The sequence below is a fragment of the Microbacterium sp. NPDC055665 genome, assembly GCF_053618035.1.
On sequence record NZ_JBSHGY010000004.1, the window covers coordinates 78,677 to 105,116 of the forward strand.

Sequence of the window (26,440 nt, forward strand, 5' to 3'; positions counted from 1 at the left end):
CGTCACTGCACCGGTTCGCAGTCGGCGCAGAGCGTCCATCGCGCCGATGCCGCTGCCAGCTGCGCGCGCAGCGTGAGCACCCGCGTCGCCGCCTCTTCGAGCCGCTCCTTCGGAAGCGTGCCCGCCTCGACCGCGTGCGCGATGCCGGCCGCCATCTTCCCCGCCGTCTGCCCGTCGGAGCCCGCGATCATCAGCACCAGGTCGTTGCCGGCGGCGATCGCGGCGACGCCGTTGGCGACCGGATCCGCGTAGGCGGGATTCCCCGACGACAACAGCATGCCGAGGTCGTCGGTCACCGCCACCCCGTCGAAGCCGAGCTCCTCCCTGGCGATCGCGTGCCACTTCGGAGAGAGGGAAGCAGGCAGGGCGTCGACGGCGGTGTAGGCGAGATGCCCGTACATGAGCAGAGACGCTCCGGCATCGATGCCCGCCGCGAACGGAACGGCCTCGGTGCGGCGCCATTCGTCGAGTCCCATGCTCGTGCTCGGAATCGCGGAGTGCGAGTCGCCGGGGGCGGCACCGTGTCCGGGGAAGTGCTTGAGCGTCGACGCGACGAACTGCTCCTGTGCCGTGGTGGCGGCCGCCACCCGATCCGCGGAGCTCGCAGGGTCGGTGCCGAGCGCGCGGCCGTAGATGAACGTTCCCGACTCAGCCGTGAAGTCGGCCACCGTGCCGAAGTTCACCGTGATCCCCGCCCGTGCCACGAGAGACCCTCGGGCCGTGAACGCTGCGGAGGTGTCATCGACCGGCTGCCCCTTCAGCGTGGTGGAGGACGCGTAGTCGTCGCCGTGCAGCCGCGAGACGATGCCGCCCTCCTGGTCGACCGCGATCAACGGGGGCAACGCGGGATCGATGGTCATCGCGGCGGTGAGAGCCTGCAGCTCGGTCTCCGTCGCGGGGATGTTCGCCCCCATCAGGATGAACCCGCCGAGACCGGACTGCATGTAGGTCCGGAGCGCGGCCGGGTCCGTGCCCGACACGTGGCCCATGACCACCGTGGAAGCCTGCTCTGCCACGGACATCCCCTGCACCAGAGCGGTCGCATGCGCGGCCGGGCCGGTGGTTTCCCCGCCCGAGGAGACGGCGGTCGGGGTGTGGGAGCCAACCGTCGACGGGATGGGCGACGCGACGGCTGCCGGCGAGGCGCACATCGCTGCCGTCGCGACGACCGCCAGCGCTCCTGCGGCCCAGCGACGGTATCGAGACATGACGGGTCCTGTGCGGTGTGGACGCGTCAGCAGCCGAGCGCCTCGGCGATCGGCACCGCCGAGGCGGCGTCGCCGTTGCCGAAGCGGATCGTCCGTCCGATCGTGCACGGTCCGTGGAGCGCTGCCGCGATGACCGCGGCGACATCGGCCCGCGAGACGGCTCCGCTGCCCGCGGGGTCGATCTGGATCCGAGAGGTCGGCTCGTCGAACGTGAGCGTGCCGGGGGCGAGGATCGTGCCGTCCAGCGCACTGCCGCGCAGATGCTCGTCGGCGGCCCACTTCGCGTCGGCGTAGGGGAAGAAGGAGTCGTTCTCGGGCACGCCGTGATCGGCCGTGGAGCCGAGCCACGACACCATCACGTAGCGGCGGACGCCTGCGCGCTCGGCCGCGTCCATCGACCGCTGCGCGGCATCCCGATCGACCGCGTACGTGCGCTCCGGGGATCCGCCGCCGGCACCGGCCGACCACACGACCGCATCGTGTCCGCGGATGATCTCGGCGATCTCCTCCACTCCGAGATTCTCGACATCGGCGACGAGAGCCGTGGCCCCCGTCGCTTCGACATCGGAGGCGTGCTCCGGGTTGCGGATGACGCCGGTGACCTCATCGCCGCGGGCGACGAGCAGTGGCGCGAGCAGAAGGGCGATGCGGCCGTGGCCGCCGAAGACGATGATGCGCGACATACCCTCACCCTACGCGCCTGCTCCGACGTCAGCGCGGGGTCTGATCGCTGTCGATCACGAACGCCTGAGGATGGCTCGGCAGGTAGCGGACGACGACCGGCTCGCCGCTGGTCAGGAACGCATCGCGATCCGGGTACACGGCGGGCGTGAAGAAGTTGCTCTCCAGCGTGTACTCGACGCCCTCGGCGGTCGTGAAGGTCACCCAGTCCCCCTCCAGCGTCCCGGTGGTGGGGCGGCCGTTGTCGTAGATGTACGCCCGGGTCACGGGCACTCCGGTGAGGCTGAGGATCCCGATCACGAGCGATCCGACCATGAGGAGCGCCAGCACGCGGGCGCCGATACGGAACACGCTGCCCCAGACCCGACCTCGCGGACGTTCCGTGGGGTGCAGCAGGCCCTCCCGTTCCCGGATGCTCCGCAGCGCGCCACCCGGCACGGCGCCTCGCGCCGACAGCGCGAACAGCCCGAGGATCGAGAACCCCGCGATGAAGACCATGGCATAGCCGTGCGAGGCCGGGAAGTTCACCAGCCAGATGAGGGTGTCCATGGGGTTCATCGCGCCGTCTCCTTCTCGATGGTCACCGCGACGGTCTGCGGATCCTCCCGGCGGTAGAACGCCCACACGGGGGCGCCGACCTGCAGATGCGGGATCGCCTGGGGGTACACGAACACGGTCGTGTCGGCCTCCCAGGTCGCCGCGCCTTCCGGCGCCATCAGCACCCGCAGCGCGAGCTCGCTCTGCCCCTCACGACGACGGCCCGTCGGTCGCACCTCGAGCACCGACGCCGGTACCTGGATGCCGGTGGTGCGCGCCTTCACCAGCCGGGGGTCGATCAGCCCCCGGTCGATGCGCCACTGCAGCATCGCGTCGCCGACGGCGGGGTCGCTGAGGTCAGCGAGTTCGACCGTGTCCTGGTCGGTCAGGCTGTAGCGCATCGCAACCGGCAGCCCGACCTGGAGCGTCGCGAGGTCGGTGGGCTGCACGAGCATCCGCAGTTGGCCGATGAAGTCGTCGGCGGCGCTCGGGGTGACACGGATGAAGAGGTCGTACTGCGGGACGTCGTTCACCGTCATCCCGGTGCGGGAGACCTCGACGATCGTGCCGACGCCGATCTGCGCCTCACCGCGAGGAGTCCTGCGACGCGCGATGCCCGACAGCATCCCGCCGAAGGTCAGCAGCAACCCCCATGCGACTCCGATGATGATCGGTCCGCCGAGGGTGTCCTCCCCGGCGAACGGGAGGATCGACCGGCGCTGATCCACCCCGAACAGCCCTTCGCCGACCCAGATCACGAGCCAGGCGGACAGCAACAGCCAGACGACGAGGAGCACGATGCGGAGCATGTGCTCAGCGTAGCCAGGCACCGTTCTCCGCCCGTGCATGAATCTGCGTGCCGGGCCCTCGTCCGACGCGGCGGGGTCCTCTACACTCAGGGCAACGATGCCGACCCGAACGGCGTCCCTCCCGACAGCAGGACGACGATGCCCACACCGCTGATCGAGCGCGAGATCACCGCGCCCGTCTCGCTCACGACTCCCGACGGAACCCTCAACCGCGATGCGCTCGGCTGGTCCCGCCTCCCGCTGCACGACACGTCCGGGATCCCCGGACGTGGTCGCTGGGGGCGCAACAAGCGCTGGGAGTACTGGAACGTGATGACCCCGTCCCACATCATCGCGTTCACCGTGTCGTGCGTCGACTACCTGGCTCTCCACGAGGTCTGGGTGCTCGACCGCGCGACCGGGGAGGACATCGGCTCGACGGTGGTCTCCCCCGGAGCACGCTCCGCGACCCTCCCGCCATCGCTCGGAGACGGCTCGACACAGGCCCGCACCCGCCGGATCACGCTCGACATCGACGAGACGTTCGACGGCACGCGCCTGCGAGGCACCGCGCCCCGGGTGTCGTTCGACATGCTCGCCGCCCGGCCGCCCGAGCATGAGGCGCTCGGCGTGGTCGTGCCCTGGCGTCGTGGAGAGGATATCCGCCGGTTCCAGTACACGGTGAAGGATGTGGCGCGGCCGACGACCGGCACCGTCGCGATCGACGGCCGAGCCTACGACGTTCCGGTGGGTAGTTGGGCGGTTCTCGATCACGGCCGCGGGCGCTGGCCGTACCGCGTGCACTGGAACTGGGCGGCGGGCAGCGGCATCGTCGACGGCCGCACGATCGGGTTGCAGCTCGGTGCCAAATGGACGGACGGTTCCGGAGCCACCGAGAACGCACTGCTCGTCGACGGCCGCCTGTCGAAGATCAGCGAGGAACTCGTGTGGGATTACGACTCCGAGCGTTTCATGCGCCCGTGGCGGGTGCACGGTGCGGCGGCCGACCTCACCTTCTCCCCGTTCTACGACAAGAGATCGCGCACGAATGCGCTCGTCATCGCCAGTCGGTCGGATCAGCTGTTCGGTGTCTGGTCGGGATGGGTGCGCGACGACACGGGTGCGCAGGTGCGCGTGGACGGCATCGAGGGTTTCGCCGAAGAGGTCGTCAACCGGTGGTGACGCTCGCCCCCGCGGACCGCAGCGCGCGCTGCACGCCCTTGGCCGCGGAGCGCCCGGCACGATTCGCGCCGATCGTGCTCGCCGAAGGCCCGTAGCCGACCAGCTGCACTCGCGGATCGGCGACCGCGGTCGTGCCGCGGCCGTTCCGGTCGAGCTGGATCCCCCCGGCGGTGCTGCGCAGGTGCAGGGGCGCCAGGTGGCTGATGGCCGGACGGAACCCGGTGGCCCAGAGGATGACGTCCACGCGCTCGAAGCTGCCGTCGGCCCAGCGCACTCCGTCGGGCTCGATGCGCGCGAACATCGGGCGGCGTGCGGCGTAGGCGCCCAGCCGCTCGGCCTCGCGTTCTTGCGGACGCAGCATGAGTCCGGTGACGCTGACCACGCTCTCGGGAGGGAGTCCTGCGGCGACACGCTGCTCGACCAGAGCGACCGCGGCCGCCCCGGCTTCGGGTGTGAAGTCATCGGTCCGCCACACAGGTTCCCGGCGCGTGACCCAGAGGGTGTCCGTGATCGGGGCGAGAGCGCCGAGGAACTGCACGGCGGACGCTCCCCCGCCGACCACGAGCACGCGCCTGCCGACGAAGTGCTCCGGCCCCGGGTAGTCGACCGTGTGCAGCTGCTCCCCGACGAAGGTCTCCATACCGGGGAAGTGTGGGAGGAACGGATGCGACCACGTCCCGGTCGCGTTCACCAGCGTGCGGGTCGTCCACTCTCCCTCGCGCGCTCGCACGACCAGGAGTCCGTCTCGGTCCTCGACCCGTTCGACGTGCACCGGGCGGAGCACCGGGAGCGCATGCTTGCGCTCGTAGGAGGCGAAGTACTCGGGGACCGCGATGTTGGCGCGGGCGCCGTCACGCGGCGGAGGCGTGTCGTCGGGAAGTTCGGCGACGCCGTGCACGTCGCGCATCGTCAGGGCGTCCCAGCGGTGCTGCCAGGCTCCGCCCGGGCGCGCATCGGCATCGAGCACCACGTGCGAGATGCCCAGTCGCGACAGGTGGAACGATGCCGAGAGACCGGCCTGCCCTGCGCCGATCACCAGACTGTCGAGGATGCTCACGATGAACAGAACGCTCCGCTCCTCGCGGTTGTTCCAGCCGCAGGACGACACTCCCGGGCGGCCGCCGCCGATTGGTGCTCGCGCGGATTCGTGTAGTACTCTTTTCAAGTTGCTCCGGCTTCTACGGAGCGGCATCTGGGCCTGTGGCGCAGCTGGTAGCGCACCTGCATGGCATGCAGGGGGTCAGGGGTTCGAGTCCCCTCAGGTCCACAACGAAACCCGCGAGAGATCGCGGGTTTTCTTGTCTCCGGAGCCTTCTGAGACGGAGACGATCACACGCAGCCGCGCGGAGCGACACCATCGCTAGCGTGCGACTTGACGGGCGTCAAGCCGGTTCAGTCCGCATGTTGCGGGTTCTAGCGTGAACGCACCTCGACGAAAGGATGCGATCATGTCGAACCCCATCATTCCTCCGGTGCCTCCGGTCCCCCACGACGACGACGCGGCCGGTGTACCCACCAGAGATCTCGACGGCGAGCAAGTCCTCGATCCGGACGCCGATGACGCGCTCGTCGACAGCGCGGAGGCCGATCGCATCGCTGCGGGAGCGGACGAGGACGGCGACGCCACCGCCGTCTGAGCGGATCTGGCCGCACCACCCCGCTTAGACTTGCTGCATGGCACCGGTGGCGGCGACGCGGTCCGGAAGGAGCTCATCGAGCATCTTCCGGGGTGTGCTGTCAGGCGTGCTACTCGTCGCCGCGCTCATCGTCGGACTGGTGGGCATGCACACTCTGAATCTGCACGGGACCGCAGCGGCCGACTCACCGGCTGCGGTGATGATGACTGCAGTCGAGTCCGCCTCGGCGCACCACGGCACGGCCCAGGGGCACCTCTCCGGAAACCCCACAGGGGCGGCCGAGATGTCCTGCGCCGGTTGCAGCAGCGATGATCACACCGGTGCGGCGATGATGTGCGTGCTCGCCCTTCTGCTCGTGCTCGTCCTCCTCATCGCGCCCGGAATGCTCCGCAACCGGTCGGGAATACTGCTCCAGTCGCCCCTCATCGAGATCCTCACGGCACGGTTCCTCCCCCGCGCACCCTCGCTTCACGTTCTCTGCATCAGTCGCACCTGAGCAGCTGTCGAGCCCGCGCTCTCGCGCCCGGCTCCACACTTCTCACACTCGCGCGCCGCCGCCCGGCGTGTGCGCAACGACTTTGCGTATTGGAGAACACCCATGAAGATTCGTGCTGCGGCCGCAACCGCGCTCGCCCTCTCTGCCGTCCTGCTGCTGTCCGGCTGTGCGACCGGCACCGATGCCGGATCCATGTCCGGCATGGACCACGGCTCGTCGCCGTCCGCCGGCGTCGATGATGCCGACGTCATGTTCGCGTCGATGATGATCGTCCACCACGAGCAGGCCATCGAGATGAGCGACGTCGTGCTCGCCGCGAGCGGGATCGATCCCGCGGTGACCGAGCTCGCCCAGCGGATCAAGGCCGCTCAGGGACCGGAGATCGAACAGCTCGAAGACTGGTTGGACGAATGGGGCGTCAGCTCCGATGACCGCGACGCGAGTGGGATGGACCACGGCGACGGAATGATGAGCGCGGAGGACCTCGTCGCTCTGCGGGACGCGGACGGGCCGGAGGCCTCCCGGCTGTTCCTCGAGCAGATGATCATGCACCACGAGGGGGCCGTCGAGATGGCGCAGACGCAGGTCGACGAGGGAAGCGACCCGGAGGCGGTCGAGCTCGCCCAGGCGATCATCGACGCGCAGACGGAGGAGATCCAGGAGATGACGGACCTCCTCGCCGCTCTCTGACACGTTTTCAGGGGCCGGTGCCGGCACATCGCGCCCGGTACCGGCCCCACTCCGCATGAAGGACCACACCATGAATCAAGACACGCCCGCCCTTTTCATATCGCCTCGACGCAAGCTTCTCTCAGTGCTCGCCACGCTGGCCGTCGCCGGCATCGCCCTGGCCGGATGCACCGCGCCCGCGGCGGACGCCGACCCGTCAACCGCGACGGCGCAGAAGATCCTCGCATCACATGATCTCGCCCGACTCGAGGTCGAAGAGGTCATCGAACGACTCGACACGATGCCCGTCGCGGACCGACCGGATGCTCTGATCGCATCGGTGCAACCCGATGCTCTCATGCTCCGCGAAGAGAGCGGCCGGGAAGGCCGACTGCCGATGCCCCGAGATTCGGTGTACCTCTCGATCGCACCGTTCCGCGAACAGACGCACGAGTGCCACTTCCACAGCCTCACGACGTGCCTCGGTGAGCTCTCCGACACCGATGTCCGGGTCATCGTGACCGCGGAAGACGGAACAAAACTCGTCGACGAGACCCGGCCCACTGCGGACAACGGCTTCATCGGCATCTGGGTGCCTCGGGACATCGAGGCGACGCTGACCGTCGAGAGCGAGGGTCTCACGGGGTCAGTGCCGCTCTCGACCACGTCGCCGGATGATCGGACCTGCATCACCGATCTGCGGCTGCTCTGAGCGGAAGCTGCTCTGACCGGCGACTGCGCTTCGGGGGGCCGCCCTAGCGCGAACGCCAAAGCGCACCTCCTCGATCATCGAGGGGTGCGCTTCGGTGTGTGACAGCGGGAAGGTCAGGTGGCCATCAGGGGCGGCCGGTGGGGAATGGCGATCGGACGGGTCGCCCGGCTCGAATCACGCATCCGCTCGACATCCTCGAGCACCTCGAATGCGGTCCCGTAACGGGTGGCGAGGGGCAGATCGCGAAGCCACGTCACTTCGACCTCGGTCTCGGCGAGCTCGTAGACGCAGGCGACCACATGACGCGGATCGTTCGGCGAGTACCGAAGGTCGTTGATCACCCATTCCGACGCGGTGATGCGATTCAACATGAAGCGCGGGTCGGGGAGTTCAGACATGTGGGGGCCCTCCAGGACTCTCTCAAGAAGAGCCTGCGCCATCCGCTCTCCCGAAAGAAGCCCCTTGACATCCCCCGCGGAGGATGCCGGGACGACTCAGCGTCCTGGACGCACCGTCAGATCGGTGATCTCCGCGTCACGCGGAAGGTCGAGCGCCGTGAGGATTGTCGTGACGACCGCCTCCGGTGTGGCGAAGCGGTCCGGGTCGTACGCCTGCCCCTCCTGCTGGTGCACGCGCTCCTGCATCGGTGTCGCCGTGCGACCCGGGTAGATCGAAGTCACGCGAACTCCGTGCGCGGCCTCCTCGGCGCGCAGCGCATCGGCCAGCGCCCTGAGACCGTGCTTGGACGCGGCATACGCCGACCATCCGGCGTTGGCGCGCAAGCCTGCGCCGGAATTCACGAACAAGACCTGCCCCTGAGACACGCGCAGCACAGGAAGGAGGAGCCTCGTGAGCTCGGCCGGAGCGACGAGGTTGACGGCGAGCTGCTGCTCCCACAGAGCGGCCGTCAGATCAGCGACGTCGCCGAGGTCGACGACACCGGCGACATGCACCAGCGAGTCGATGCGCTCGGGCAGTTGCTGCTTCGAGAGCGCCCACGACAGGCGTCCCGGCTGAGCGAGGTCACCGACGATGACGGACGCCCCGGGAAGGTCCGCTGCGATCTGCCGGCCGCGACCCGCATCGCGAGCCAGCGCCACGACCGCATCGCCACGGTCCAACAACCGTCGGGCGAGAACAGACCCGATGCCGGAGCCCGCACCGGTGATCAGGTGCGTGCTCATGTCAGCTGGGGTCGGCCGCAGGCTCGGCCACGTCGATCGGAACGACCGGGCAGTCCTTCCAGAGGCGCTCGAGTCCGTAGTAGACGCGCTCCTCCTGGTGGAAGACGTGCACGATCAGATCGCCGAAGTCGAGCAGCACCCAGCGAGCCTCGGCCCGCCCCTCGCGACGCACGCGCTTGTGCCCCGACTCGATCAGTCGGTCTTCGATCTCGTCGGCGATCGCGGCGACGTTGCGCTCGCTGTTTCCCGTGACGAGCAGGAAGATGTCGACGAGCGGGAGTGGCTCGGAGACGTTGAGCGCGACGAGATCCTCTCCACCCTTGTCGATGGCGGCTTGGGCTGCGAGACGCAGCATCTCTTCGGCAGTTTCAGGTGATTGCATCAGATCATTTTCGTGGTGAAGGCGATGACGAGAACGACGCCGATCGCGAGGGCGAGTCCGCCGGCGATGATGGCGAGCGTGACCATCAGTCGGTTCCCCTTCTCGGGGGCCGGAGGCCGGATGACTTCTCCGGCTGGTTTGATGGTGCTGACGGCCGAGCTCGCGGCGATCGGCGTCGGCGAGGATGCGGGGGGCAGCTCGCCATCGATGAGGACGGCGTCGACGTCCTTGCCATCCGTGGTCCCGAGCGCGTGGCCCTGTGAGCCCATCCCCTGCGGCAGCTCATAGGAGCCGGTGACGAGGATCTCTCCGGTGGACGCGACCGGGCCCGAGAGGGAACCCTCTCCCGGCGAGGGGGTGAAGATCAGCGCGTTGGGAGCGGAATGCTGGGAGCCGGTCGAATCTCCCACGCCGATCAACTCGTCGAAGGACGGACGGAAGGGTGCGTGGGCGTCGGGGGCGTCTGCGAGAAGCCCCTCCCCGAAGGACGAGTTGACGGTCGGACGAACGGTGTCGTCGTCATCGTGGTCTTCCTCGGCATCGTGCACGTCGGCGAGGACATCGTCGTCGACGGCCGCATCGCCCGCGTCGGCGGGAAGGCCCAGGACAGCCTCGAGGTCTTCTTCGCCGTCGGTCGCTTCAGCGGAGGGCTCGACCGCTTCGAGCGGGACCTCGCCGACCGTGTCGGCGACGACGGATGCACTGACGGGTGCGACGGCGACCTCGTCATCCACATCGTCGTCATCATCATCACCGGCGTCGACCGTCCGAGGGAAGTCCGGGATCCCGGAGACGATCTCGCCGGAACCTTCTGCAGGAGCCTCTGACGCGGCCTTCGCGGGAGCTTCCTCCTGCTTCGGCGCTTCATCGGGCTGCTCGACGGGTGCGACCGCCGGCTCTTCGACCTGCTCGACGGCCGACGCCGCCTCCGCCTCGTCGGCCCCGATCACGGAGACGGAACCGGTGCGGGCCCTCTCCTGCTCGCGAACCTGACGACGGGTCAGCGGTGTGTCACCGTTCGCCTCTTCGGCCACGGGATCCGGCAGCGGCGCCGGCTCGATCTGGACCGGTTCGGCGGCACGTGGCAGTGGGGGCGCCGGCGGTGCCGTCTCGGCTGCCGCGGCGGCCTCCTCGCTGGAGATCACCGGGTTCGATCCCGTCAACCGGATCTCCCGCAGCTGCTTGCGCGTCAGCGGACCGTGCCCTTGCTGATCCGATGTACTCATGCCTTGCTCCGATACAGATGATGCTTCGCGATGTACTGAACGACCCCATCAGGGACCAGGTACCAGACCGGCTGATCGTCACGAACGCGTTCGCGGCAGTCCGTCGACGAGATCGACAGTGCCGGCACCTCGAGTTGGCTGACGTTGTCGCTCGGGAGGCCGTCAGTGCTCAGGACATGTCCAGGACGTGAGACCGCGACGAAGTGGGCCAACTCCCACAACTCATCATGGTCCCTCCAACTGAGAATTTGCGCCACGGCGTCGGCTCCGGTGATGAAGAAGAGCTCGGCGTCGGGTCGATCCCGCTTCAGGTCACGCAGCGTGTCGATCGTGTAGGTCGGGCCTTCGCGATCGATGTCGACCCGACTCACCGTGAACTGCGGGTTCGAGGCGGTCGCGATGACGGTCATCAGATAGCGATGCTCGCTCGGCGAGACGCCCGACTTCTGCCACGGATGTCCGGTCGGCACGAAGACGACCTCGTCGAGGTCGAAGGAGTTCGCGACTTCGCTGGCTGCGACCAAGTGGCCATGATGGATGGGGTCGAATGTTCCGCCCATCACGCCGATGCGCGGGGGGCGCGTGGTCGCAGCGTCGTTCATGCGGGCCTAGTGGCCGTGTCCCGCCTCGTGGCCGTCCTTGCCGTGCTGCGCGGCCCAGGCCTCAGCCTTCGCCGAGTGACGGTTGGCGACGTTCTTGTACGAGAACGTCACGAGGCCGAGCGCGCCGAACACGATCGCGGCGATGACCCCGAAGATCAGCGTCTCGAGCGCGACGTTGCCGTGGTGCTCGGTTTCGGCAGCGGCCATCGCGATCTGTGCGACGAGGTTCATCCTGGCTCCGTTTCGTGGCGTGCTGTTCGGGATCCTGTGGGGTTACAGCGTCCCCCAGTCTAGCCCTCAGCCGCGCGTCTGCCCCGACCCACGCGCGAGCCATTTCGTGCTGGTCAGCTCGGAGAGCCCCATCGGACCCCGCGCGTGCAGTTTCTGGGTCGAGATGCCGACCTCTGCACCGAAGCCGAACTCACCTCCGTCGGTGAATCGCGTGGACGCGTTCACCATGACGACGGCGGAGTCCACCTCGGCGAGAAAGCGCTCGGAACTGCGCGTGTCCGTCGTGATGATCGACTCGGTGTGTCCCGTGCTGTAGCGCCGGATGTGCGCGAGGGCCTCATCGAGCGAGTCGACGACCTTCATCGCGATGTCCAGGCTGAGGTATTCGGTCTCCCAGTCCTCCTCGGTGGCGGGGATCACGTTCGACATGAGCCCGACGACCATGTCGTCGCCGTGGATCGCGACACCCTCGCTCTGGAGAGCACTGGCCACCAGCGGCACGAGCCGCGGCGCAGCCTGACGATGCACGAGGACCGTCTCGACCGCGTTGCACACGCTCGGACGCTGCACCTTGGCGTTCACGACGATGTCACGCGCCCAGTCGTCGGGAGCGGTCTCGTCGAGGAAGATGTGGACGTTGCCGGCCCCGGTCTCGATGACCGGCACGGTCGACTCCGTCACCACGGTCTCGATGAGGCCCGCACTCCCCCGCGGGATCAGGACGTCGATGAAACCGCGACCGTGCATGAGCGCTTTCGCACCGTCGCGTCCGAAGTCGTCGACGGTCTGGATGGCCTCCGCCGTGAGGCCCGCGCTCTCGACCGCCGCACGCATGATCTCCACGAGCACGGCATTGGAGTCGTGAGCGGCGCTGCCGCCTCGCAGGACCACGGCATTGCCCGATCGCAGCGCGAGTGCGGCGATGTCGACGGTGACGTTGGGCCGAGCCTCGTAGATCGCGCCGACCACGCCGAACGGCACCCGCACCTGCTCGAGCGCCACGCCGTTGGGCATCCGATGACCGCCCACCACACGCCCGACGGGATCGGAGAGCGCGGCGACCTCGCGGACGGCGGAGGCCAGAGCCGCCACCCGCTTCTCGTCGAGCCGGAGCCGATCGATCAGGGACTCGCCGATGCCCTCCTGCTGCCCGCGAGCGATGTCGCGACCGTTCGCCTCGATGATGCGCGGCGCGTCCGCCAGCAGCGCGACAGCGATCGCTTCGAGCACGCGAGCCTTGGCATCGCTGGTCAGGGCTGCGGTCGCGCGGGAGGCCTCTTTGGCGCGTTCGAGGCGCACCTGCGGGGTCTGGTCGGTCATCCGTCCAGTTTATGAGCTGGCGGGTTCGAACCAGCTCCCTATTTCGGCACCGGAGAGCGCCTTGTCCACCAGATCTGCGCTGGTGACGAGCACGCCGATGCCGGATGCCGCTGCCAGTCGCGCCGCCGAGACCTTGGTGGCCGCCCCGCCGGTGCCGACGCTGTTGACCACGGTCGAACCGAACTCGAGCCCGGCGAGATCGGCGTCGTGCGCGACGATGTCGATGGGCTCCGCCCCGGGGTCTGTCGGCGGCTTCGTGTACAGCGACTCGATGTCGCTGAGGAGGATGAGCGCGTCAGCCTCGATCAGCTGCGCGACCAGGGCGCCGAGGCGGTCGTTGTCTCCGAACCGGATCTCCTGCGTCGCGACCGTGTCGTTCTCGTTGACGATCGGCAGAGTCCGCAGGCCCAGGAGCCGCTCCATCGCGCGACGGGCGTTGGAGCGAGACGTGGGGTTCTCCAGGTCGCCGGTGGTGAGGAGGACCTGGCCGGCGACGATGTCGAACGGGCGAAGCGACTCCTGATAGCGGTACATGAGGATGTTCTGCCCCACGGCCGCGGCCGCCTGCTGGGTGGCGAGGTCGTTCGGCCGGGAGTCCAGACGCAGGAACGGGATCCCGGAGGCGATCGCGCCGGAAGAGACCAACACGACCTCTGTCCCGCGTGCGTGCGCCGCGGCGAGGGCCTCGACGATCACGGGGATGCGCCACGAGGACTCCCCGCTGATCGAGGACGAGCCGACCTTGACGACGATGCGTGATGCGGTCGCCAGATCAGCGCGCGTGCGTGCGGTCACTCGCCATCCTCGCGGTACGCGGCCAGGCGCTGGGTCTCCACCTCGGCACGTGCTTCGGCCTTGGCGTCCATGCGCTCGTAGTACTGCTCGCGTCGCTCCGACGTCGTACGGCGCGCATTGGGTGCGAGACGGGGGTCGGTGCCGCGCGGCGCGCTCATGAGCTCCGCCGCCGAGGTCATCGTGGGCTCCCAGTCGAAGACGATGCTGTCGCCCTCGCCGATCACGACGGTCGATCCCTGCACCGCACCGAGGCGGAAGAGCTCATCCTCGACGCCGAGCTTCTCGAGGCGATCCGCGAGGTAGCCCACGGCTTCCTCGTTCTGGAAATCGGTCTGCTGAACCCAGCGCACCGGCTTCTCGCCCAGGATCCGGTAGACGTTGCCGTAGGTTCCACCCTCGACGCGGATGGTGAAGCCCTTCTTGGAGCCGCGCGGGCGGATGACGACCCGCTCCGGCGGGGTCTCCAGCGCTGCTTCGGCGCGAGCCTTCTCGACGAGCTCGCCGAGCGCGAACGTGAGCGGACGCAGGCCCTCGTGCGAGACCGTGGAGATCTCGAACACACGGAAACCGCGCGCCTCGAGGTCGGGACGGACCAGCTCGGCGAGATCGCGCGCCTCTGGTACGTCGATCTTGTTCAGGGCGACGAACTGCGGGCGCTCGAGCAGCGGAGTCTGCCCCTCGGGCACCTCGTAGGCGCCGAGCTCTGCGAGGATCACGTCGAGGTCGGAGATCGGGTCGCGCCCGGGCTCGAGCGTGGCGCAGTCGAGCACGTGCAGCAGAGCCGAGCAGCGCTCGACATGGCGGAGGAACTCGAGTCCGAGGCCGCGGCCCTCGCTCGCGCCCTCGATGAGGCCGGGCACGTCGGCCACCGTGTAGCGGAAATCTCCCACCTGCACGACACCCAGGTTGGGGTGCAGAGTGGTGAACGGGTAGTCGGCGATCTTGGGTCGCGCGGCCGAGATCGCACCGATCAGGCTCGACTTGCCCGCGGACGGGTAGCCGACGAGCGCGATGTCGGCGACGGTCTTCAGCTCGAGGACGACGTCGCCCTCGTATCCCGGCGTGCCCAGCAGTGCGAAGCCGGGAGCCTTGCGCTTCGGGGTGGCGAGAGCCGCGTTGCCGAGCCCGCCCATCCCGCCCTTGGCGACGACGAACCGCTCGCCGGGGATGATCATGTCGATCAGGACCTCGCCCGCGGTGTTCTTCACCACGGTGCCCACGGGAACCGGCAGTTCGAGCGTCTCACCGAGGAAACCGGAGCGGTGGTCGCCCATGCCCGGACCGCCATTGCCCGAGGAGCGGTGCGGCGAGTGGTGGTACGAGAGCAGCGTGCCGGTCTGCGGGTCGGCGACGAGCACGATGTCGCCGCCGTCGCCGCCGTTTCCTCCGTCGGGGCCGCCGAGGGGCTTGAACTTCTCGCGGTGCACGGAGACGCAGCCGCCGCCGCCCTTACCCGCACGCAAGTGCAGTGTGACGGTGTCGACGAACGTGACCATGTGCGGGTTCCCCTGGGTTCCTGTTTTATGACGGTGTGCAGATACACGGACGGGGCGAGCCGAAGCCCGCCCCGAACCGGATGATTAGTGTCGCGCTGAGATCACTCAGCTGCAGCGACGATGTTGACGACCTTGCGGCCGCCCTTCGCGCCGAACTGGACCGCACCGGCGGCCAGAGCGAACAGCGTGTCGTCGCCACCACGGCCGACGTTCACGCCGGGGTGGAAGTGCGTGCCGCGCTGGCGGACGATGATCTCGCCGGCGAGGACCTGCTGACCGCCGAAGCGCTTCACGCCGAGGCGCTGAGCGTTGGAGTCACGACCGTTACGGGTTGAGCTTGCGCCCTTTTTATGTGCCATGTCCTAGTCCCCTCGGGCTTACTTGATGCCGGTGATCTTGACGCGCGTGAGCTCCTGACGGTGGCCCTGACGCTTCTTGTAACCGGTCTTGTTCTTGTACTTCTGGATGATGATCTTCGGGCCGCGGAGGTTGCCGATGACCTCAGCCGTGACCTTGACCTTCGCCAGCGAGTCAGCGTCGGTGGTCACCGTGGCGCCGTCGACGAGCAGCACTGCGGCCAGCTCGATCTTCTCGCCCTGGGCAGCCTTGACACGGTCGAGCTGAACGATCGTGCCGACCTCGACCTTCTCCTGCCGCCCACCGGCGCGCACTACTGCGTAAACCACTTCATACCTGTTTCGTTGGGGAGCTCGCGGCTCCGAGATCTCACGGGAAGACTGTTGCTTGCATGCGCCGCAGAACGGCGGGCGCGAACGCAAGACTCTCCGCTTCGGCCGACGAGGACGACGCGGCATACGCACCAAGGGACTACTTTACCGGATGCGGGTCGGTGTCGCAAAGCGAAGCCGCTCCCGCACCCCCGCGTGTCGCTCCGCGGCCGACCCCGCCGGAGCGGTCGTAGGCTGACGAGGTGACCGTACTCGTCGACGACCCCCTCTGGCCCGCCCATGGACGCCTGTGGGCGCATCTGGTCAGCGACGAGAGCCTGGACGAGCTGCACGCTTTCGCGAGAGCGAACGACGTGCCGGCGCGCGCGTTCGACCTCGACCATTACGACGTGCCGGAGGAGATGATCCCCCGGCTCGTCGTCGCCGGCGCCCACCCCGTCAGGGGCAAGGAGCTGGTGCGCCGACTGATCGCCTCAGGACTCCGAGTCCGCGGCCGCGACCGGCGCTGACGGCTCGTTGTTCACCGAGACGGGTGTGCCGGTGAGGGCGGCCGTGCTGACCCGACGACGGCCTCGTCCCTGACCCGGAGCCTTCGGCTCCGGAAGGGCGTCGAGCACCGAGTCGAGCAGCTGCTCGGCGGGCGACTTCGGAGCCGAGCGATCGCCGCCGCGCTTCTTGCGAGCCTTCTTGGGTCGCTCGGCAGCCGTCGGCGCCTCGGTCGCTGCCGGAGCGGTCTCCGCCTCTGCAGTGCCTTCTGCGGCCGGGACGATCGTGGAGGCGGCGATCTGAGCCAGTGCCGACTTCGCGCCCTCGGTGATGCTGTGGGTGACGTTCGGCGCGGCGGGCGCATTCTGGTTCTGCCCGTTCCCACCGTTGTTGCCGTTGCCGCCCCGCTGGCGACGACCGCTCTGACCGTTGCCGTTGCTGTTGTTGCCGCTGTTGCTGGAGCGGTGCTTGACGACCGGATCGTGATGCACGATGACACCTCGCCCGGCACAGACCTCGCACGCCTCGCTGAAAGTCTCGAGAAGTCCGAGTCCGAGCTTCTTGCGGGTCATCTGCACGAGACCGAGCGAGGTGACCTCGGCGACCTGGTGCTTCGTCCGGTCGCGGCTCAGGCACTCGATCAGACGGCGGAGCACGAGATCGCGGTTGGACTCGAGCACCATGTCGATGAAGTCGACGACGATGATGCCGCCGATGTCGCGCAAGCGCAGCTGGCGGACGATCTCCTCGGCCGCCTCGAGGTTGTTCTTGGTGACCGTCTCTTCGAGGTTTCCGCCCGAACCGACGAACTTGCCGGTGTTGACGTCGACGACGGTCATCGCCTCGGTGCGGTCGATCACGAGCGAACCACCCGAGGGGAGCCAGACCTTGCGGTCGAGCGCCTTCTCGATCTGCTCCGTGATGCGGAACGCGTCGAACGGGTCGGTCTCGTCCTCGTATGCCTCGACGCGCTCGAGCAGGTCGGGTGCCACGCTCTCGAGGTAGGCGCGGATGGTCTGCTGGGCATCCTCGCCCTGGATGAGCATCTTGGTGAAGTCCTCGTTGAAGACGTCACGGACGATCTTGACGAGCAGATCGGGCTCCGCGTGCAGGAGGGCCGGCGCCTGCTGGCTCTCGACCTGCTTCTGGACGTGCTCCCACTGCGCGGTGAGACGCTGCACATCGCGCGTGAGCTGGTCCTCGGTCGCGCCCTCGGCAGCCGTGCGCACGATCACGCCGGAGGACTCGGGGAGGACCTCCTTGAGGATCCGCTTGAGTCGCGCACGCTCGTTGTCGGGCAGCTTGCGGCTGATGCCGTTCATCGAGCCGCCTGGCACGTAGACCAGGTAGCGGCCGGGAAGGGAGATCTGGCTCGTGAGGCGCGCACCCTTGTGTCCGACCGGATCCTTGGTGACCTGCACGAGCACGCGGTCGCCGGGCTTGAGCGCGAGCTCGATGCGTCGCGGCTGGTTCCCGGTCTCGACGCCGTCCCAGTCGACCTCGCCGGAGTACAGCACGGCGTTGCGGCCGCGGCCGATGTCGACGAACGCGGCCTCCATGCTCGGCAGCACGTTCTGGACGCGGCCGAGGTACACGTTGCCGATCAGTGATGCGTCCTGGTTGCGGGCGACGTAGTGCTCGACGAGAACACCGTCCTCGAGGACGCCGATCTGCGTGCGACCGTTCTTGGAGCGGACGACCATCTTGCGGTCGACCGACTCGCGACGCGCGAGGAACTCCGCCTCGGTGACGACGGGACGGCGACGACCTGCGTCGCGTCCGTCGCGGCGGCGCTGCTTCTTCGCCTCGAGCCGGGTGGAGCCCTTGATGGCCTTCGGCTCGGTGATGTACTCGACGACGCGCTGGCGCTGACGCGGCTCTTCGCGCTGGTCGTCTCCGTCGGATCCGCCACGGCGGCGACCGCGACCGCGGCCCCGACCCGATGACTCGTCCTGCGGCTCGCGCTCGGCGATGCGGTCGAAGATGCGCTCGCCACGGTCGGGTCGCGCGGGCAGCGGGATGACCTCGGGCGCGTAGAAGTGCAGTTGCGTGGAGACCTGCGACACGAAGACCTCGGGCAGCAGGCCGAGCGACACAGCGGTCACTGCGGCCGGAGCCTCGGGGGCAGCCGGGGTCTTCTCCTCAGCGGGCGCCTCGGTGGCAGCATCGCCCTGGTCTGCGGGCTCCTCGGTAGAGGCCTCCACCACCTGCGCTTCCTCAGCCGGCGCCTCGCGCACAGCGCTCTCCTCGACGATCGCCTCGGACATGGCCTCGACGTCGGCATCCGAGGGAGCGTCGGCTTCGCCGTTCTCCGCGGAAGCGTCTTCGGCGACCTCGGACTCTGCTGCGACCTCGGCCTCAGCCGCGATCACGGCGGCAGCCTCGTCCTCCGCAGCGGCATCTGCGGCGGCACCGGCCGCAGCATCGTCAGCGGCCGCAGCGGCGTCCTCCGCGGCGGCGTAGCCAGCGGCAACGTCGTCGGCAGCGGCGTCGGCCGCAGCATCCGCCACATCCGCCGCGGTGTCGTCCTCGTTCGTCGATCCCTGCGGATCGTGCACCTCGGGAGCCGTGGGCTCCGTCAGCGGTTCCGCGGCGTCAGCCGGGGAGTCGAGGGTAGGTGCGTTGTTGTCATTGTTCTCATCGGCCATCTCTGGCTTGCTCCCTGCACGGAGCACTGCTGCTCCGTGAAATCTCATGCGGTACCCGCGGGTTCCGCGAACTCACTCGGTGTGCGACCGGCTCATGGCTCTGATCGCGTGGGGCATGGGGCCCCGAAGTCTGCGTCGACACGTGTCGCGGCAAGGCCGTTCATCGTGTCACAGGCCATTATCGCACCAAGTGGCTCCGTTCACGGCATCCCGGCGTGACCAGCGCGTTTTGTCCGGCCTGTTCTCGCCACATCCATAGCAGTCGTTGGGATAATCCCCCTATGAGCGAGCAGCGCACCCGCCCCGTCGTCTACGCCGTCTGGTTGATCTTCGCGAGCGTGGTCGGCTGGTTCGCCGCCTTCCAGCTCACGGTCGAGAAGTTCGCGCTGCTGGAGAATCCCGGGGAGGCGCTCTCCTGCGATCTCAGCCCCTTCCTCCAATGCAGCACCAATCTGCAGTCGTATCAGGGATCGATTTTCGGCTTTCCGAACCCGATCCTCGGACTCACAGGGTGGATGGCTCCGCTGGTGGTCGGCGTCGCGATCCTCGCCGGCGCCCGTTTCCCGCGCTGGTTCTGGCTTACGTTCGGCGCCGGCATCACATTCGCGTTCGGCTTCGTTATCTGGCTGATCGGCCAGAGCCTGTACGAGCTCCTGGTGCTCTGCCCGTGGTGCATGGTCACCTGGGCCGTCACAATCCCCACCTTCTTCGCGACGATGATCCACCTGACGCGCATCGGCGCGTTCACGAGCAACGAGAAGGTGCAGGCTCGTGCGGACAAGTTGATGCCGTGGGTGCCGCTGGCGACCATCGTCGCCTACGCGCTGGTCATCTTCCTCGCGCAGCTACAGGGGCTCGATTTCCTCGGCGAGATAGCCAAGATTCTCTTCTGAGCCAGGCGCGTCAGCTGACTGACTCCTCGATGTCTCTATACTTCCCACCCGCTGTCACCCGATAGCTAAACCTCATGGGCCGTGTTCCGCCTCCAACCGTGCCCGCGAACCGCACCTGCGAATGGGCCTACGGAATCACCGTAGACATTAAGACCTCTAACATGTTACGTTTCGGCTTTGTTGCATTCGATCGGAGGGTGACATGAAAAAGAAGATAAGAGTCGGTGCCGTCGCTGCCGCAGCGTTCCTTGTTGCAGCGAGCGTACTCAGTGCTGAAGCTGCGTCCGCGAACACATCCCAGACTTTCAACTTCAACGGCTCCTCGGCCGCAAGCGCCAACTATGACACGAGCGCCAATCGGTTCCAGGTCAAGGACCTCAAGGCAGGCGGCTATGGAGTCACCGTCGAGTACAGCTTCACTGGCATCTCGGGGGTTCGCTACGTAAGCAACTCGGGAGGGTCAAATTCCAGACCACGAGCTACATCGCGATACCGAAGGGGGCGACACAGATCAACTGGCGCATCACGCTGAAGAACGGTGCAACGGTCGTCGCTCGCGACATCGTCATCAAGAAGGATGTTGCGTAACCCGGTTTCCTCACCCGCGAGTATCCGACCAGGCGAGGCTGCCGAAGACGATGAACCTCCGTCTGACTCGGCCCCCGTCCAGAGGCGACCAAGGCCCGCCCACTTCTCAGTGGACGGGCCTTTTCGCGTACGGGTCTCAGTCGAACCAGATGCCGAGCTCGCGCGCGGCCGACTCGGGGCTGTCCGAGCCGTGCACGAGGTTCTGCTGCACCTTGAGGCCCCAGTCGCGGCCGAAGTCGCCGCGGATCGTGCCGGGTGCCGCCGTGGTCGGATCGGTCGTGCCGGCGAGGGAGCGGAACCCCTCGATCACACGGTTACCTGCCAGACGGATGGCGACCGACGGCCCCGAGAGCATGAACTCGAGCAGCGGCTCGTAGAACGGCTTTCCCTCGTGTTCGGCGTAGTGCTCGGCGAGCAGATCGCGGTCGGGCTCGACGAGGCGGATGTCGACGAGGGCATACCCCTTCGCCTCGATGCGGGCGAGGATCGTGCCGGTGAGGCCGCGGGCGACGCCATCGGGCTTGACGAGGACGAGGGTTTCTTCGGTGGCCATGTCATTCACTCTCTGTCTGAGTCTCGGTCGTGGGCTCGGCGGGGCGTCGTGCGTCCAGTCGGGCCCCTCCGATGGTCGCATACGCCCACATCCCGCCGAAAATCAGGACGACGAGCAGGATGGCCGGGACGAAGAACGCCGACAGGGCCACGATCGCCTGGACGACCCACCCGGCCGGGATGGCCCAGGGCTTCGTGATCATTCCGGCGATGGCGATGCAGGCGAGCGCGAGGACTCCGCCGCCGACGATCCCCCACCACGGTTCGACACCGGCGGGGAGCTGGCGCAGGCCGAAGATCGTGAGCCCGACGAGGAACACCACGATCGCCTCGAACCCGAGGACGATGGGTGCGAGCTTCTGCACGAGGGTCCGCGGCGGCCGCGGTCGGCGCGCGGGCGCAGCATCGGCACTCACGCGCGCCACCCCGACTTCCAGTCCTCTTCCTCGGCGAGGGCGATCGCCTCTCCCGCGAGCACGACCGAGCCGGCGATCACGACGGCGCGACGGTCGGATGCGGCCGCCCACTCGCGCGCCGCATCGGAGGCGTCGGCGAGCGAATGGTGCACAGTCGCACGCTGACCGGTCTGCTCGACCAGATCGGCGATCGTATCGGCGTCGCTCGCGCGATCCGAGTCGGGCGCCGTCGCGAAGACGTGCGCGACCCCGGGCGCGAGCCGACCGACGATGCCTGCGGCATCCTTGTCAGCGAGCACGCCGAGCACGAGACCCCACTCGTCGAAGTCGAAGCTGTCATCGAGCGCCTGGGCGAGAGCGGCCGCGCCGTGCGGATTGTGCGCGGCATCGACGATCACGGTCGGCGCGATGCCGAGCAGCTGCAGGCGCCCAGGAGAAGTCGTGCCCTGGAGCCCGTCGGAGATGATGTCGCCCGCGATCGCCTGGGTCCCCCCGCCGATGAGCGACTCGACGGCGGCCACCGCGAGTGCGGCGTTGTGCCCCTGGTGCGCTCCGTAGAGCGGCAGGTACTCCTCGGCGTACTCCCCCGCCAGCCCGCGGATCGTGAGCAGTTGGCCACCGACGGCGAGCTTCTGCTCCGTGATGCCGAACTCCTCGCCCTCGAAGGCGATCGTCGCGTTGCGCTCCGCCGCCACGCGCCGCAGCACCTCGGCCGCCTCGGGAGGCTGCTGGGCGGACACCACCGCGGCACCCTCCTTGATGATGCCCGCTTTGACCTCTGCGATCTCGGCGATCGTGTCGCCGAGCCGATCCGCGTGGTCGATGTCGATCGGCGCGAACACCGCGACGTCGCCGTTCGCGGTGTTCGTGGAGTCCCACTCCCCGCCCATCCCGACCTCGAGCACCAGCACATCGACCGGCGCATCCGCCACGGCGACGAAGGCGAGGACCGTGAGCAGCTCGAAGAACGTCAGCGGCGCATCTCCTGCGGCCTCGAACTCCGCGTCGACGATGTCGACGAACGGCTCGATCTCGTCCCACGCGTCGGCGATCGCCTCGTCGGAGATCGGCTCGCCGTCGATCATGATGCGCTCGGTGAAGCGCTCCAGGTGCGGACTGGTGAACAGCCCCGTCCGCAGATCGTGTGCGCGCAGCAGGCTCTCGATCATCCGAGCCGTCGAGGTCTTGCCGTTCGTGCCCGTGATGTGGATGACGCGGTAGGTGCGCTGCGGGTCGTCGAGGAAGGCGAGGATGCGCGCGGTGCGCTCCTTGCGCGGCTGCACCCAGCGCTCTCCCGCACGACTCAGCAGTGCCTCGTAGACGGCGTCCGCCCGCTCGCGGTCGTTCATGCTCCTGCTCCGATCCTGGTGACGGCGATCGTGAATTCGCCGGCGTTCGCATATGTGCCGGCGGGGATGACCGCGGAGAATTCGGGTGTCACTCCTCCGGCAGCGGCGAGGACGGTTCCGTGCCCGAAGATCGAATCGCCCTGCGCATCGATCACGAAGTATTCCTCGGCCAGCGTCTCCGCCGCGATGCCCGCGAGGTCGAAGGCGGAGACGACAGCCTGGGTGTCCGCATCGTCCTGGAACCGCAGAACCAGCTGGATGCGGTCGCTGACGTCGAAGTCGGCGTTCTTGCGGGTCTCCTGCACAGCGCGGATCACGTCGCGTGCGAGCCCCTCGGCTTCGAGCTCGGGAGTCGTCCTGGTGTCGAGAAGCATGAAGCCGCCGGTCGGGACGATCGCGAGAGCTTCGCCCTCCGGACGCCCGGTGGTCTCCAGCACGAGCTCGTACTCGGCTGGTTCCAGGACGATGCCGCCCGCGGTCACGACACCGTCGACCTCGCTCCAGTCCCCCGAGCGCGCGGCCTGGATCGCCTTCTGCACGTCCTTGCCCAGACGCGGACCAGCCGCGCGAGCATTGACGCTCAGGCGGTGCGCGATGCCGTAGTCCACCGCGGTGGTGCCGGTCAGCGGCACGAGCTCGACCGACTTCACGTTGAGCTCTTCGCGAAGGATGTCCTCGAACTGCCCCAGCGTTCCGGCCAGCGGCGACACGACGGTCAGACGCGCCAGCGGGAGTCGCACGCGCAGCTTCTCCTTCTTGCGCAGCGCGTTTCCGACACTCGAGAGCTCTCGCACGGCATCCATCGCGTCGCGGATCTCGTCGGCGGCGGGGAACTGCGCGTCGTCCGGCCAGTCCGTCAGGTGCACGCTGCGCCCACCCGTGAGGCCCTGCCACACGCGCTCGCTGATCAGCGGCACGAGCGGCGCCGCGACGCGGGTGAGCGTCTCGAGCACCGTGTAGAGCGTGTCAAACGCCTCGCGGCTCTTCGGGTCCTCCGTCACGCCGACCCAGAAGCGGTCGCGCGAGCGGCGGATGTACCAGTTCGTCAGCACCTCGGCGAAGTCGCGCAGCCGCGCCGATGCCGTGGTCGAGTCGAGGCCTTCCAGATCGGCACGCACCTCGCGTACGAGGTCGCCCAGGCGCGCCAGGATGTAGCGGTCGAGCACATCCGTGGAATCCGTGCGCCATTCGGCCTCGTAGCCGTCCACACCGGACGCGTTCGCATAGGTGGCGAAGAAGTACCAGGAGTTCCACAGCGGCAGCAGGAACTCGCGGACGCCGGAGCGGATCCCCTCCTCGGTCACCGCGAGGTTTCCCCCGCGCAGCACGGAGCTCGACATCAGGAACCAGCGCATGGCGTCGGAGCCGTCGCGGTCGAGCACCTCCGAGACGTCCGGGTAGTTACGCAGGGACTTCGACATCTTGTAGCCATCACTGCCCAGCACGATGCCGTGGCAGCTGACACCCGTGAACGCCGGGCGGTCGAACAGCGCGGTCGACAGCACGTGCATGACGTAGAACCAGCCACGGGTCTGGCCGATGTACTCGACGATGAAGTCCGCCGGTGCATGCGAGTCGAACCACTCCTGGTTCTCGAACGGGTAGTGCACCTGGGCGTAGGGCATCGAACCCGAGTCGAACCACACGTCGAAGACGTCTTCGATCCGGCGCATCGTGCTCTTGCCGGTGGGGTCGTCGGGGTTCGGGCGCGTCAGGTCGTCGATGTACGGGCGGTGCAGATCGATCTCACCCTCGGGGTTGCGCGGCAGCGTGCCGAAGTCGCGCTCCAGGTCTTCGAGCGAGCCGTAGGCGTCGACGCGCGGGTACTCCGGGTCGTCGCTCTTCCAGATCGGGATGGGCGAGCCCCAGTAGCGGTTGCGGCTGATCGACCAGTCGCGTGCGCCCTCGAGCCACTTGCCGAACTGGCCGTGCTTGACGTTCTCCGGCACCCAGGTGATCTGCTCGTTGTTGGCGAGCATGTCGTCCTTGATGTCCGTCACGCGGATGAACCAGCTCGATACGGCCTTGTAGATCAGCGGGTTCCGGCAGCGCCAGCAGTGCGGGTACGAGTGCTCGTAGCTCTGCAGTCGGATCAGGCGGCCGTTCTCGCGGATCAGGCGCACCAGCGGGGTGTTCGCGTCCATCCACAGCTGGCCCGCCACATCGGTGACGTTCGCGAGGAACTTCCCGCCGTCGTCGAGAGACAGGATCGTGGGGATGCCGGCAGCGCCCGCGACCCGCTGGTCGTCTTCACCGTAGGCCGGGGCCTGGTGGACGATGCCGGTGCCGTCGCTGACGGTGACGTAGTCGTCCACGAGGATGCGCCAGGCATTCTCGGTGCCGTACGTCTCGGTGTCCGCGTAGTAGTCGAACAGGCGGTCGTAGGTGACGTCCTGCAGCTCGGCGCCGCGGACCGTGGCGTCGACCGCGGCGAGCGCGTCCTCCGCGCTCTCGTACCCGAGGTCCTTGGCGTAGCCGCCGACGAGCTCGCGGGCGAGCAGGTAGCGGTGCGCGGACGACTCGATCGCGGCATCCGTGGTTCCGGGTGTCTGGTGCACGTCTGCGGCGCCGAGGGGGCCGGCAGGCAGCACGACGTACTCGATCGCAGGCCCCACGGCGAGCGCGACGTTGGTCGGCAGCGTCCAGGGCGTCGTGGTCCAGGCGAGGGCGCGCACCCCCGTGAGTCCGAGGGACTCGGCCTTGGCTCCGGTCAGCGGGAAGGTGACGGTGACCGAGGGGTCCTGACGCATCTGGTACACGTCGTCGTCCATGCGCAGCTCGTGCGCGCTGAGCGGGGTCTCGTCGCGCCAGCAGTACGGCAGCACGCGGTAGCCCTCGTAGGCGAGCCCCTTGTCGTACAGCGTCTTGAACGCCCAGAGCACGCTCTCCATGTACCCCAGGTCGAGCGTCTTGTAGCCGCGGTCGAAGTCCACCCAGCGCGCCTGGCGGGTGACGTAGTCCTGCCACTCGTGCGTGTAGGCGAGCACGGAGCTCTTCGCCTTCTCGTTGAAGACGTCGATGCCCATCTGCTCGATCTCGGCCTTCTCGGTGATGCCGAGCTGCTTCATCGCCTCGAGCTCCGCGGGGAGGCCGTGCGTGTCCCAACCGAAGACGCGGTCGACCTTGTGGCCGGTCATGGTCTGGAACCGCGGGAACACGTCCTTGGCGTATCCGGTGAGCAGGTGGCCGTAGTGCGGCAGGCCGTTCGCGAACGGCGGGCCGTCGTAGAACACCCACTCCGGAGAGCCTTCGCGCTGCTCGATCGAGGCGCGGAAGGTGTCGTCGTCCTTCCAGAACGCGAGCACCTCCTCCTCGATCTGCGGGAAGCGGGGGCTGGGCGCGACGTGGGTCCCTGAGCTCGTCGAAGGGTCGGCGGCGGGGCCGAAGGAGGAACGGGGGTAGGTCATCGTGTCTCGCAGTGGTCGTCGTGGCGGATGCTCCTGCGAGGACGACCCTCGCGGACCGCGGTACCACCTCGCGTGCCACGCCTTGCGACGCGACCACTCTCACTGCGGCTGTGACGGGCCTGCCCCGCTCGGTTCTACTGAGCGCCTCCCGAGGGACACACCGTTCTTCCGAGAGCTCCCCGGTGATGCCGGATCGATGCTCGTCCCTCCAGTGTACGCGGGTCCTGCGCCTGCGCGGCGCCTGCGCTGCGCCTGCGCTGCGCCTG

The 26,440-nt window shown here is 68.2% G+C and carries 28 protein-coding genes and 1 tRNA gene; 8 read left to right on the forward strand and 21 right to left on the reverse strand.

Annotated elements, in window-relative coordinates:
* Positions 1 to 2: 2 nt before the first annotated feature.
* The 4 genes from ACWGO6_RS12035 to ACWGO6_RS12050 are packed head-to-tail and all read right to left on the reverse strand — an operon-like array spanning position 3 to position 3,235.
* Positions 3 to 1,208 carry a glycoside hydrolase family 3 N-terminal domain-containing protein gene (locus tag ACWGO6_RS12035; protein WP_240744967.1) on the reverse strand — a complete coding sequence of 402 codons (1,206 nt, stop codon included), beginning with the start codon at positions 1,206 to 1,208 and terminating at the stop codon, positions 3 to 5.
* Positions 1,209 to 1,234: 26 nt separating this feature from the next.
* A complete protein-coding gene (locus tag ACWGO6_RS12040; protein ID WP_452326817.1) occupies positions 1,235 to 1,891 on the reverse strand; it encodes an SDR family oxidoreductase in 657 nt (218 codons plus the stop codon).
* Between the two features lie 28 nt (positions 1,892 to 1,919).
* Positions 1,920 to 2,447, reverse strand: coding sequence for a hypothetical protein (locus tag ACWGO6_RS12045; RefSeq protein WP_452326818.1), 528 nt, complete (start codon positions 2,445 to 2,447; stop codon positions 1,920 to 1,922).
* Positions 2,444 to 3,235 (reverse strand): hypothetical protein, encoded by a 792-nt coding sequence (locus ACWGO6_RS12050; protein WP_452326819.1) that lies wholly within the window; start codon positions 3,233 to 3,235, stop codon positions 2,444 to 2,446. The genes ACWGO6_RS12045 and ACWGO6_RS12050 overlap by 4 nt, the downstream gene beginning before the upstream one ends.
* 138 nt (positions 3,236 to 3,373) lie before the next feature.
* Between ACWGO6_RS12050 and ACWGO6_RS12055 the strand changes: the two genes are divergently transcribed.
* Complete coding sequence (locus ACWGO6_RS12055; protein WP_452326820.1) at positions 3,374 to 4,396, forward strand: DUF2804 domain-containing protein; 1,023 nt, start codon at positions 3,374 to 3,376, stop codon at positions 4,394 to 4,396.
* On the opposite strand, the gene ACWGO6_RS12060 is transcribed toward ACWGO6_RS12055, so the two are convergent.
* On the reverse strand, positions 4,383 to 5,453 hold the full coding sequence (locus tag ACWGO6_RS12060; RefSeq protein WP_136040675.1) for an NAD(P)-binding domain-containing protein: 1,071 nt from the start codon (positions 5,451 to 5,453) through the stop codon (positions 4,383 to 4,385). The two genes, ACWGO6_RS12055 and ACWGO6_RS12060, sit on opposite strands and share 14 nt — an antisense overlap.
* A 137-nt stretch (positions 5,454 to 5,590) precedes the next feature.
* Between ACWGO6_RS12060 and ACWGO6_RS12065 the strand changes: the two genes are divergently transcribed.
* The 5 genes from ACWGO6_RS12065 (at position 5,591) to ACWGO6_RS12085 (ending at position 7,910) form a co-directional block, all read left to right on the forward strand.
* Positions 5,591 to 5,663, forward strand: a tRNA-Ala gene (locus tag ACWGO6_RS12065).
* Positions 5,664 to 5,844: 181 nt separating this feature from the next.
* Positions 5,845 to 6,033: a hypothetical protein gene (locus ACWGO6_RS12070; RefSeq protein ID WP_136040936.1), complete on the forward strand. Its 189-nt coding sequence runs from the start codon at positions 5,845 to 5,847 to the stop codon at positions 6,031 to 6,033.
* Positions 6,034 to 6,070: 37 nt separating this feature from the next.
* Positions 6,071 to 6,529, forward strand: coding sequence for a hypothetical protein (locus ACWGO6_RS12075; RefSeq protein ID WP_136040935.1), 459 nt, complete (start codon positions 6,071 to 6,073; stop codon positions 6,527 to 6,529).
* A 102-nt stretch (positions 6,530 to 6,631) separates the two neighbouring features.
* Entirely contained in the window at positions 6,632 to 7,219 is a 588-nt protein-coding gene (locus ACWGO6_RS12080) for a DUF305 domain-containing protein (protein WP_136040934.1), read from the forward strand.
* 124 nt (positions 7,220 to 7,343) lie between these two features.
* Entirely contained in the window at positions 7,344 to 7,910 is a 567-nt protein-coding gene (locus ACWGO6_RS12085; RefSeq protein ID WP_452326821.1) for a CueP family metal-binding protein, read from the forward strand.
* 113 nt (positions 7,911 to 8,023) lie between these two features.
* Here the strand turns inward: ACWGO6_RS12085 and ACWGO6_RS12090 are convergent, their stop codons facing one another.
* The 11 genes from ACWGO6_RS12090 to rplU all read right to left on the reverse strand — a co-directional run bounded on the left by ACWGO6_RS12090 (position 8,024) and on the right by rplU (position 15,832).
* The gene (locus ACWGO6_RS12090) at positions 8,024 to 8,308 is read right to left on the reverse strand and encodes a hypothetical protein (RefSeq protein ID WP_136040932.1); all 285 of its coding nucleotides are present in this window, start codon (positions 8,306 to 8,308) and stop codon (positions 8,024 to 8,026) included.
* Between the two features lie 96 nt (positions 8,309 to 8,404).
* Positions 8,405 to 9,094: an SDR family oxidoreductase gene (locus ACWGO6_RS12095; RefSeq protein ID WP_452326822.1), complete on the reverse strand. Its 690-nt coding sequence runs from the start codon at positions 9,092 to 9,094 to the stop codon at positions 8,405 to 8,407.
* 1 nt (position 9,095) lies between these two features.
* On the reverse strand, positions 9,096 to 9,476 hold the full coding sequence (rsfS, locus tag ACWGO6_RS12100) for a ribosome silencing factor (protein ID WP_017830333.1): 381 nt from the start codon (positions 9,474 to 9,476) through the stop codon (positions 9,096 to 9,098).
* Entirely contained in the window at positions 9,476 to 10,702 is a 1,227-nt protein-coding gene (locus tag ACWGO6_RS12105; protein WP_452326823.1) for a hypothetical protein, read from the reverse strand. The genes rsfS and ACWGO6_RS12105 overlap by 1 nt, the downstream gene beginning before the upstream one ends.
* The gene (gene nadD / locus ACWGO6_RS12110) at positions 10,699 to 11,304 is read right to left on the reverse strand and encodes a nicotinate-nucleotide adenylyltransferase (RefSeq protein ID WP_136040929.1); all 606 of its coding nucleotides are present in this window, start codon (positions 11,302 to 11,304) and stop codon (positions 10,699 to 10,701) included. Before nadD ends, ACWGO6_RS12105 begins: the two co-directional genes overlap by 4 nt.
* Positions 11,305 to 11,310: 6 nt before the next feature.
* A complete protein-coding gene (locus ACWGO6_RS12115) occupies positions 11,311 to 11,535 on the reverse strand; it encodes a hypothetical protein (protein WP_029261671.1) in 225 nt (74 codons plus the stop codon).
* Positions 11,536 to 11,601: 66 nt separating this feature from the next.
* The gene (locus ACWGO6_RS12120; protein WP_452326824.1) at positions 11,602 to 12,855 is read right to left on the reverse strand and encodes a glutamate-5-semialdehyde dehydrogenase; all 1,254 of its coding nucleotides are present in this window, start codon (positions 12,853 to 12,855) and stop codon (positions 11,602 to 11,604) included.
* Positions 12,856 to 12,864: 9 nt separating this feature from the next.
* Positions 12,865 to 13,650: a glutamate 5-kinase gene (gene proB, locus ACWGO6_RS12125; protein ID WP_452326825.1), complete on the reverse strand. Its 786-nt coding sequence runs from the start codon at positions 13,648 to 13,650 to the stop codon at positions 12,865 to 12,867.
* Entirely contained in the window at positions 13,647 to 15,146 is a 1,500-nt protein-coding gene (gene obgE / locus ACWGO6_RS12130) for a GTPase ObgE (protein ID WP_136040926.1), read from the reverse strand. The genes proB and obgE overlap by 4 nt, the downstream gene beginning before the upstream one ends.
* 101 nt (positions 15,147 to 15,247) lie before the next feature.
* The gene (gene rpmA / locus ACWGO6_RS12135; RefSeq protein ID WP_028501603.1) at positions 15,248 to 15,505 is read right to left on the reverse strand and encodes a 50S ribosomal protein L27; all 258 of its coding nucleotides are present in this window, start codon (positions 15,503 to 15,505) and stop codon (positions 15,248 to 15,250) included.
* 18 nt (positions 15,506 to 15,523) lie between these two features.
* On the reverse strand, positions 15,524 to 15,832 hold the full coding sequence (rplU, locus tag ACWGO6_RS12140) for a 50S ribosomal protein L21 (RefSeq protein WP_028501602.1): 309 nt from the start codon (positions 15,830 to 15,832) through the stop codon (positions 15,524 to 15,526).
* Positions 15,833 to 16,077: 245 nt separating this feature from the next.
* Between rplU and ACWGO6_RS12145 the strand changes: the two genes are divergently transcribed.
* On the forward strand, positions 16,078 to 16,344 hold the full coding sequence (locus ACWGO6_RS12145) for a DUF4031 domain-containing protein (protein WP_452326826.1): 267 nt from the start codon (positions 16,078 to 16,080) through the stop codon (positions 16,342 to 16,344).
* On the opposite strand, the gene ACWGO6_RS12150 is transcribed toward ACWGO6_RS12145, so the two are convergent.
* Positions 16,309 to 18,969, reverse strand: a complete 2,661-nt coding sequence (locus ACWGO6_RS12150) for an Rne/Rng family ribonuclease (RefSeq protein WP_240744949.1) — start codon at positions 18,967 to 18,969, stop codon at positions 16,309 to 16,311. The genes ACWGO6_RS12145 and ACWGO6_RS12150 overlap by 36 nt on opposite strands.
* Positions 18,970 to 19,250: 281 nt before the next feature.
* Between ACWGO6_RS12150 and ACWGO6_RS12155 the strand changes: the two genes are divergently transcribed.
* Positions 19,251 to 19,862, forward strand: coding sequence for a vitamin K epoxide reductase family protein (locus tag ACWGO6_RS12155; RefSeq protein WP_136040499.1), 612 nt, complete (start codon positions 19,251 to 19,253; stop codon positions 19,860 to 19,862).
* 724 nt (positions 19,863 to 20,586) lie between these two features.
* Here the strand turns inward: ACWGO6_RS12155 and ndk are convergent.
* From ndk to ileS, 4 genes are read right to left on the reverse strand one after another with little or no spacing between them, the layout of a single operon-like run.
* Positions 20,587 to 21,003, reverse strand: coding sequence for a nucleoside-diphosphate kinase (gene ndk, locus ACWGO6_RS12160; RefSeq protein ID WP_029261664.1), 417 nt, complete (start codon positions 21,001 to 21,003; stop codon positions 20,587 to 20,589).
* A gap of 1 nt (position 21,004) precedes the next feature.
* Complete coding sequence (locus ACWGO6_RS12165) at positions 21,005 to 21,418, reverse strand: DUF4233 domain-containing protein (protein WP_452326827.1); 414 nt, start codon at positions 21,416 to 21,418, stop codon at positions 21,005 to 21,007.
* Entirely contained in the window at positions 21,415 to 22,767 is a 1,353-nt protein-coding gene (locus ACWGO6_RS12170; protein WP_452326828.1) for a bifunctional folylpolyglutamate synthase/dihydrofolate synthase, read from the reverse strand. The genes ACWGO6_RS12165 and ACWGO6_RS12170 overlap by 4 nt, the downstream gene beginning before the upstream one ends.
* Entirely contained in the window at positions 22,764 to 26,174 is a 3,411-nt protein-coding gene (ileS, locus tag ACWGO6_RS12175; protein WP_452326829.1) for an isoleucine--tRNA ligase, read from the reverse strand. Before ileS ends, ACWGO6_RS12170 begins: the two co-directional genes overlap by 4 nt.
* Positions 26,175 to 26,440: the final 266 nt, after the last annotated feature.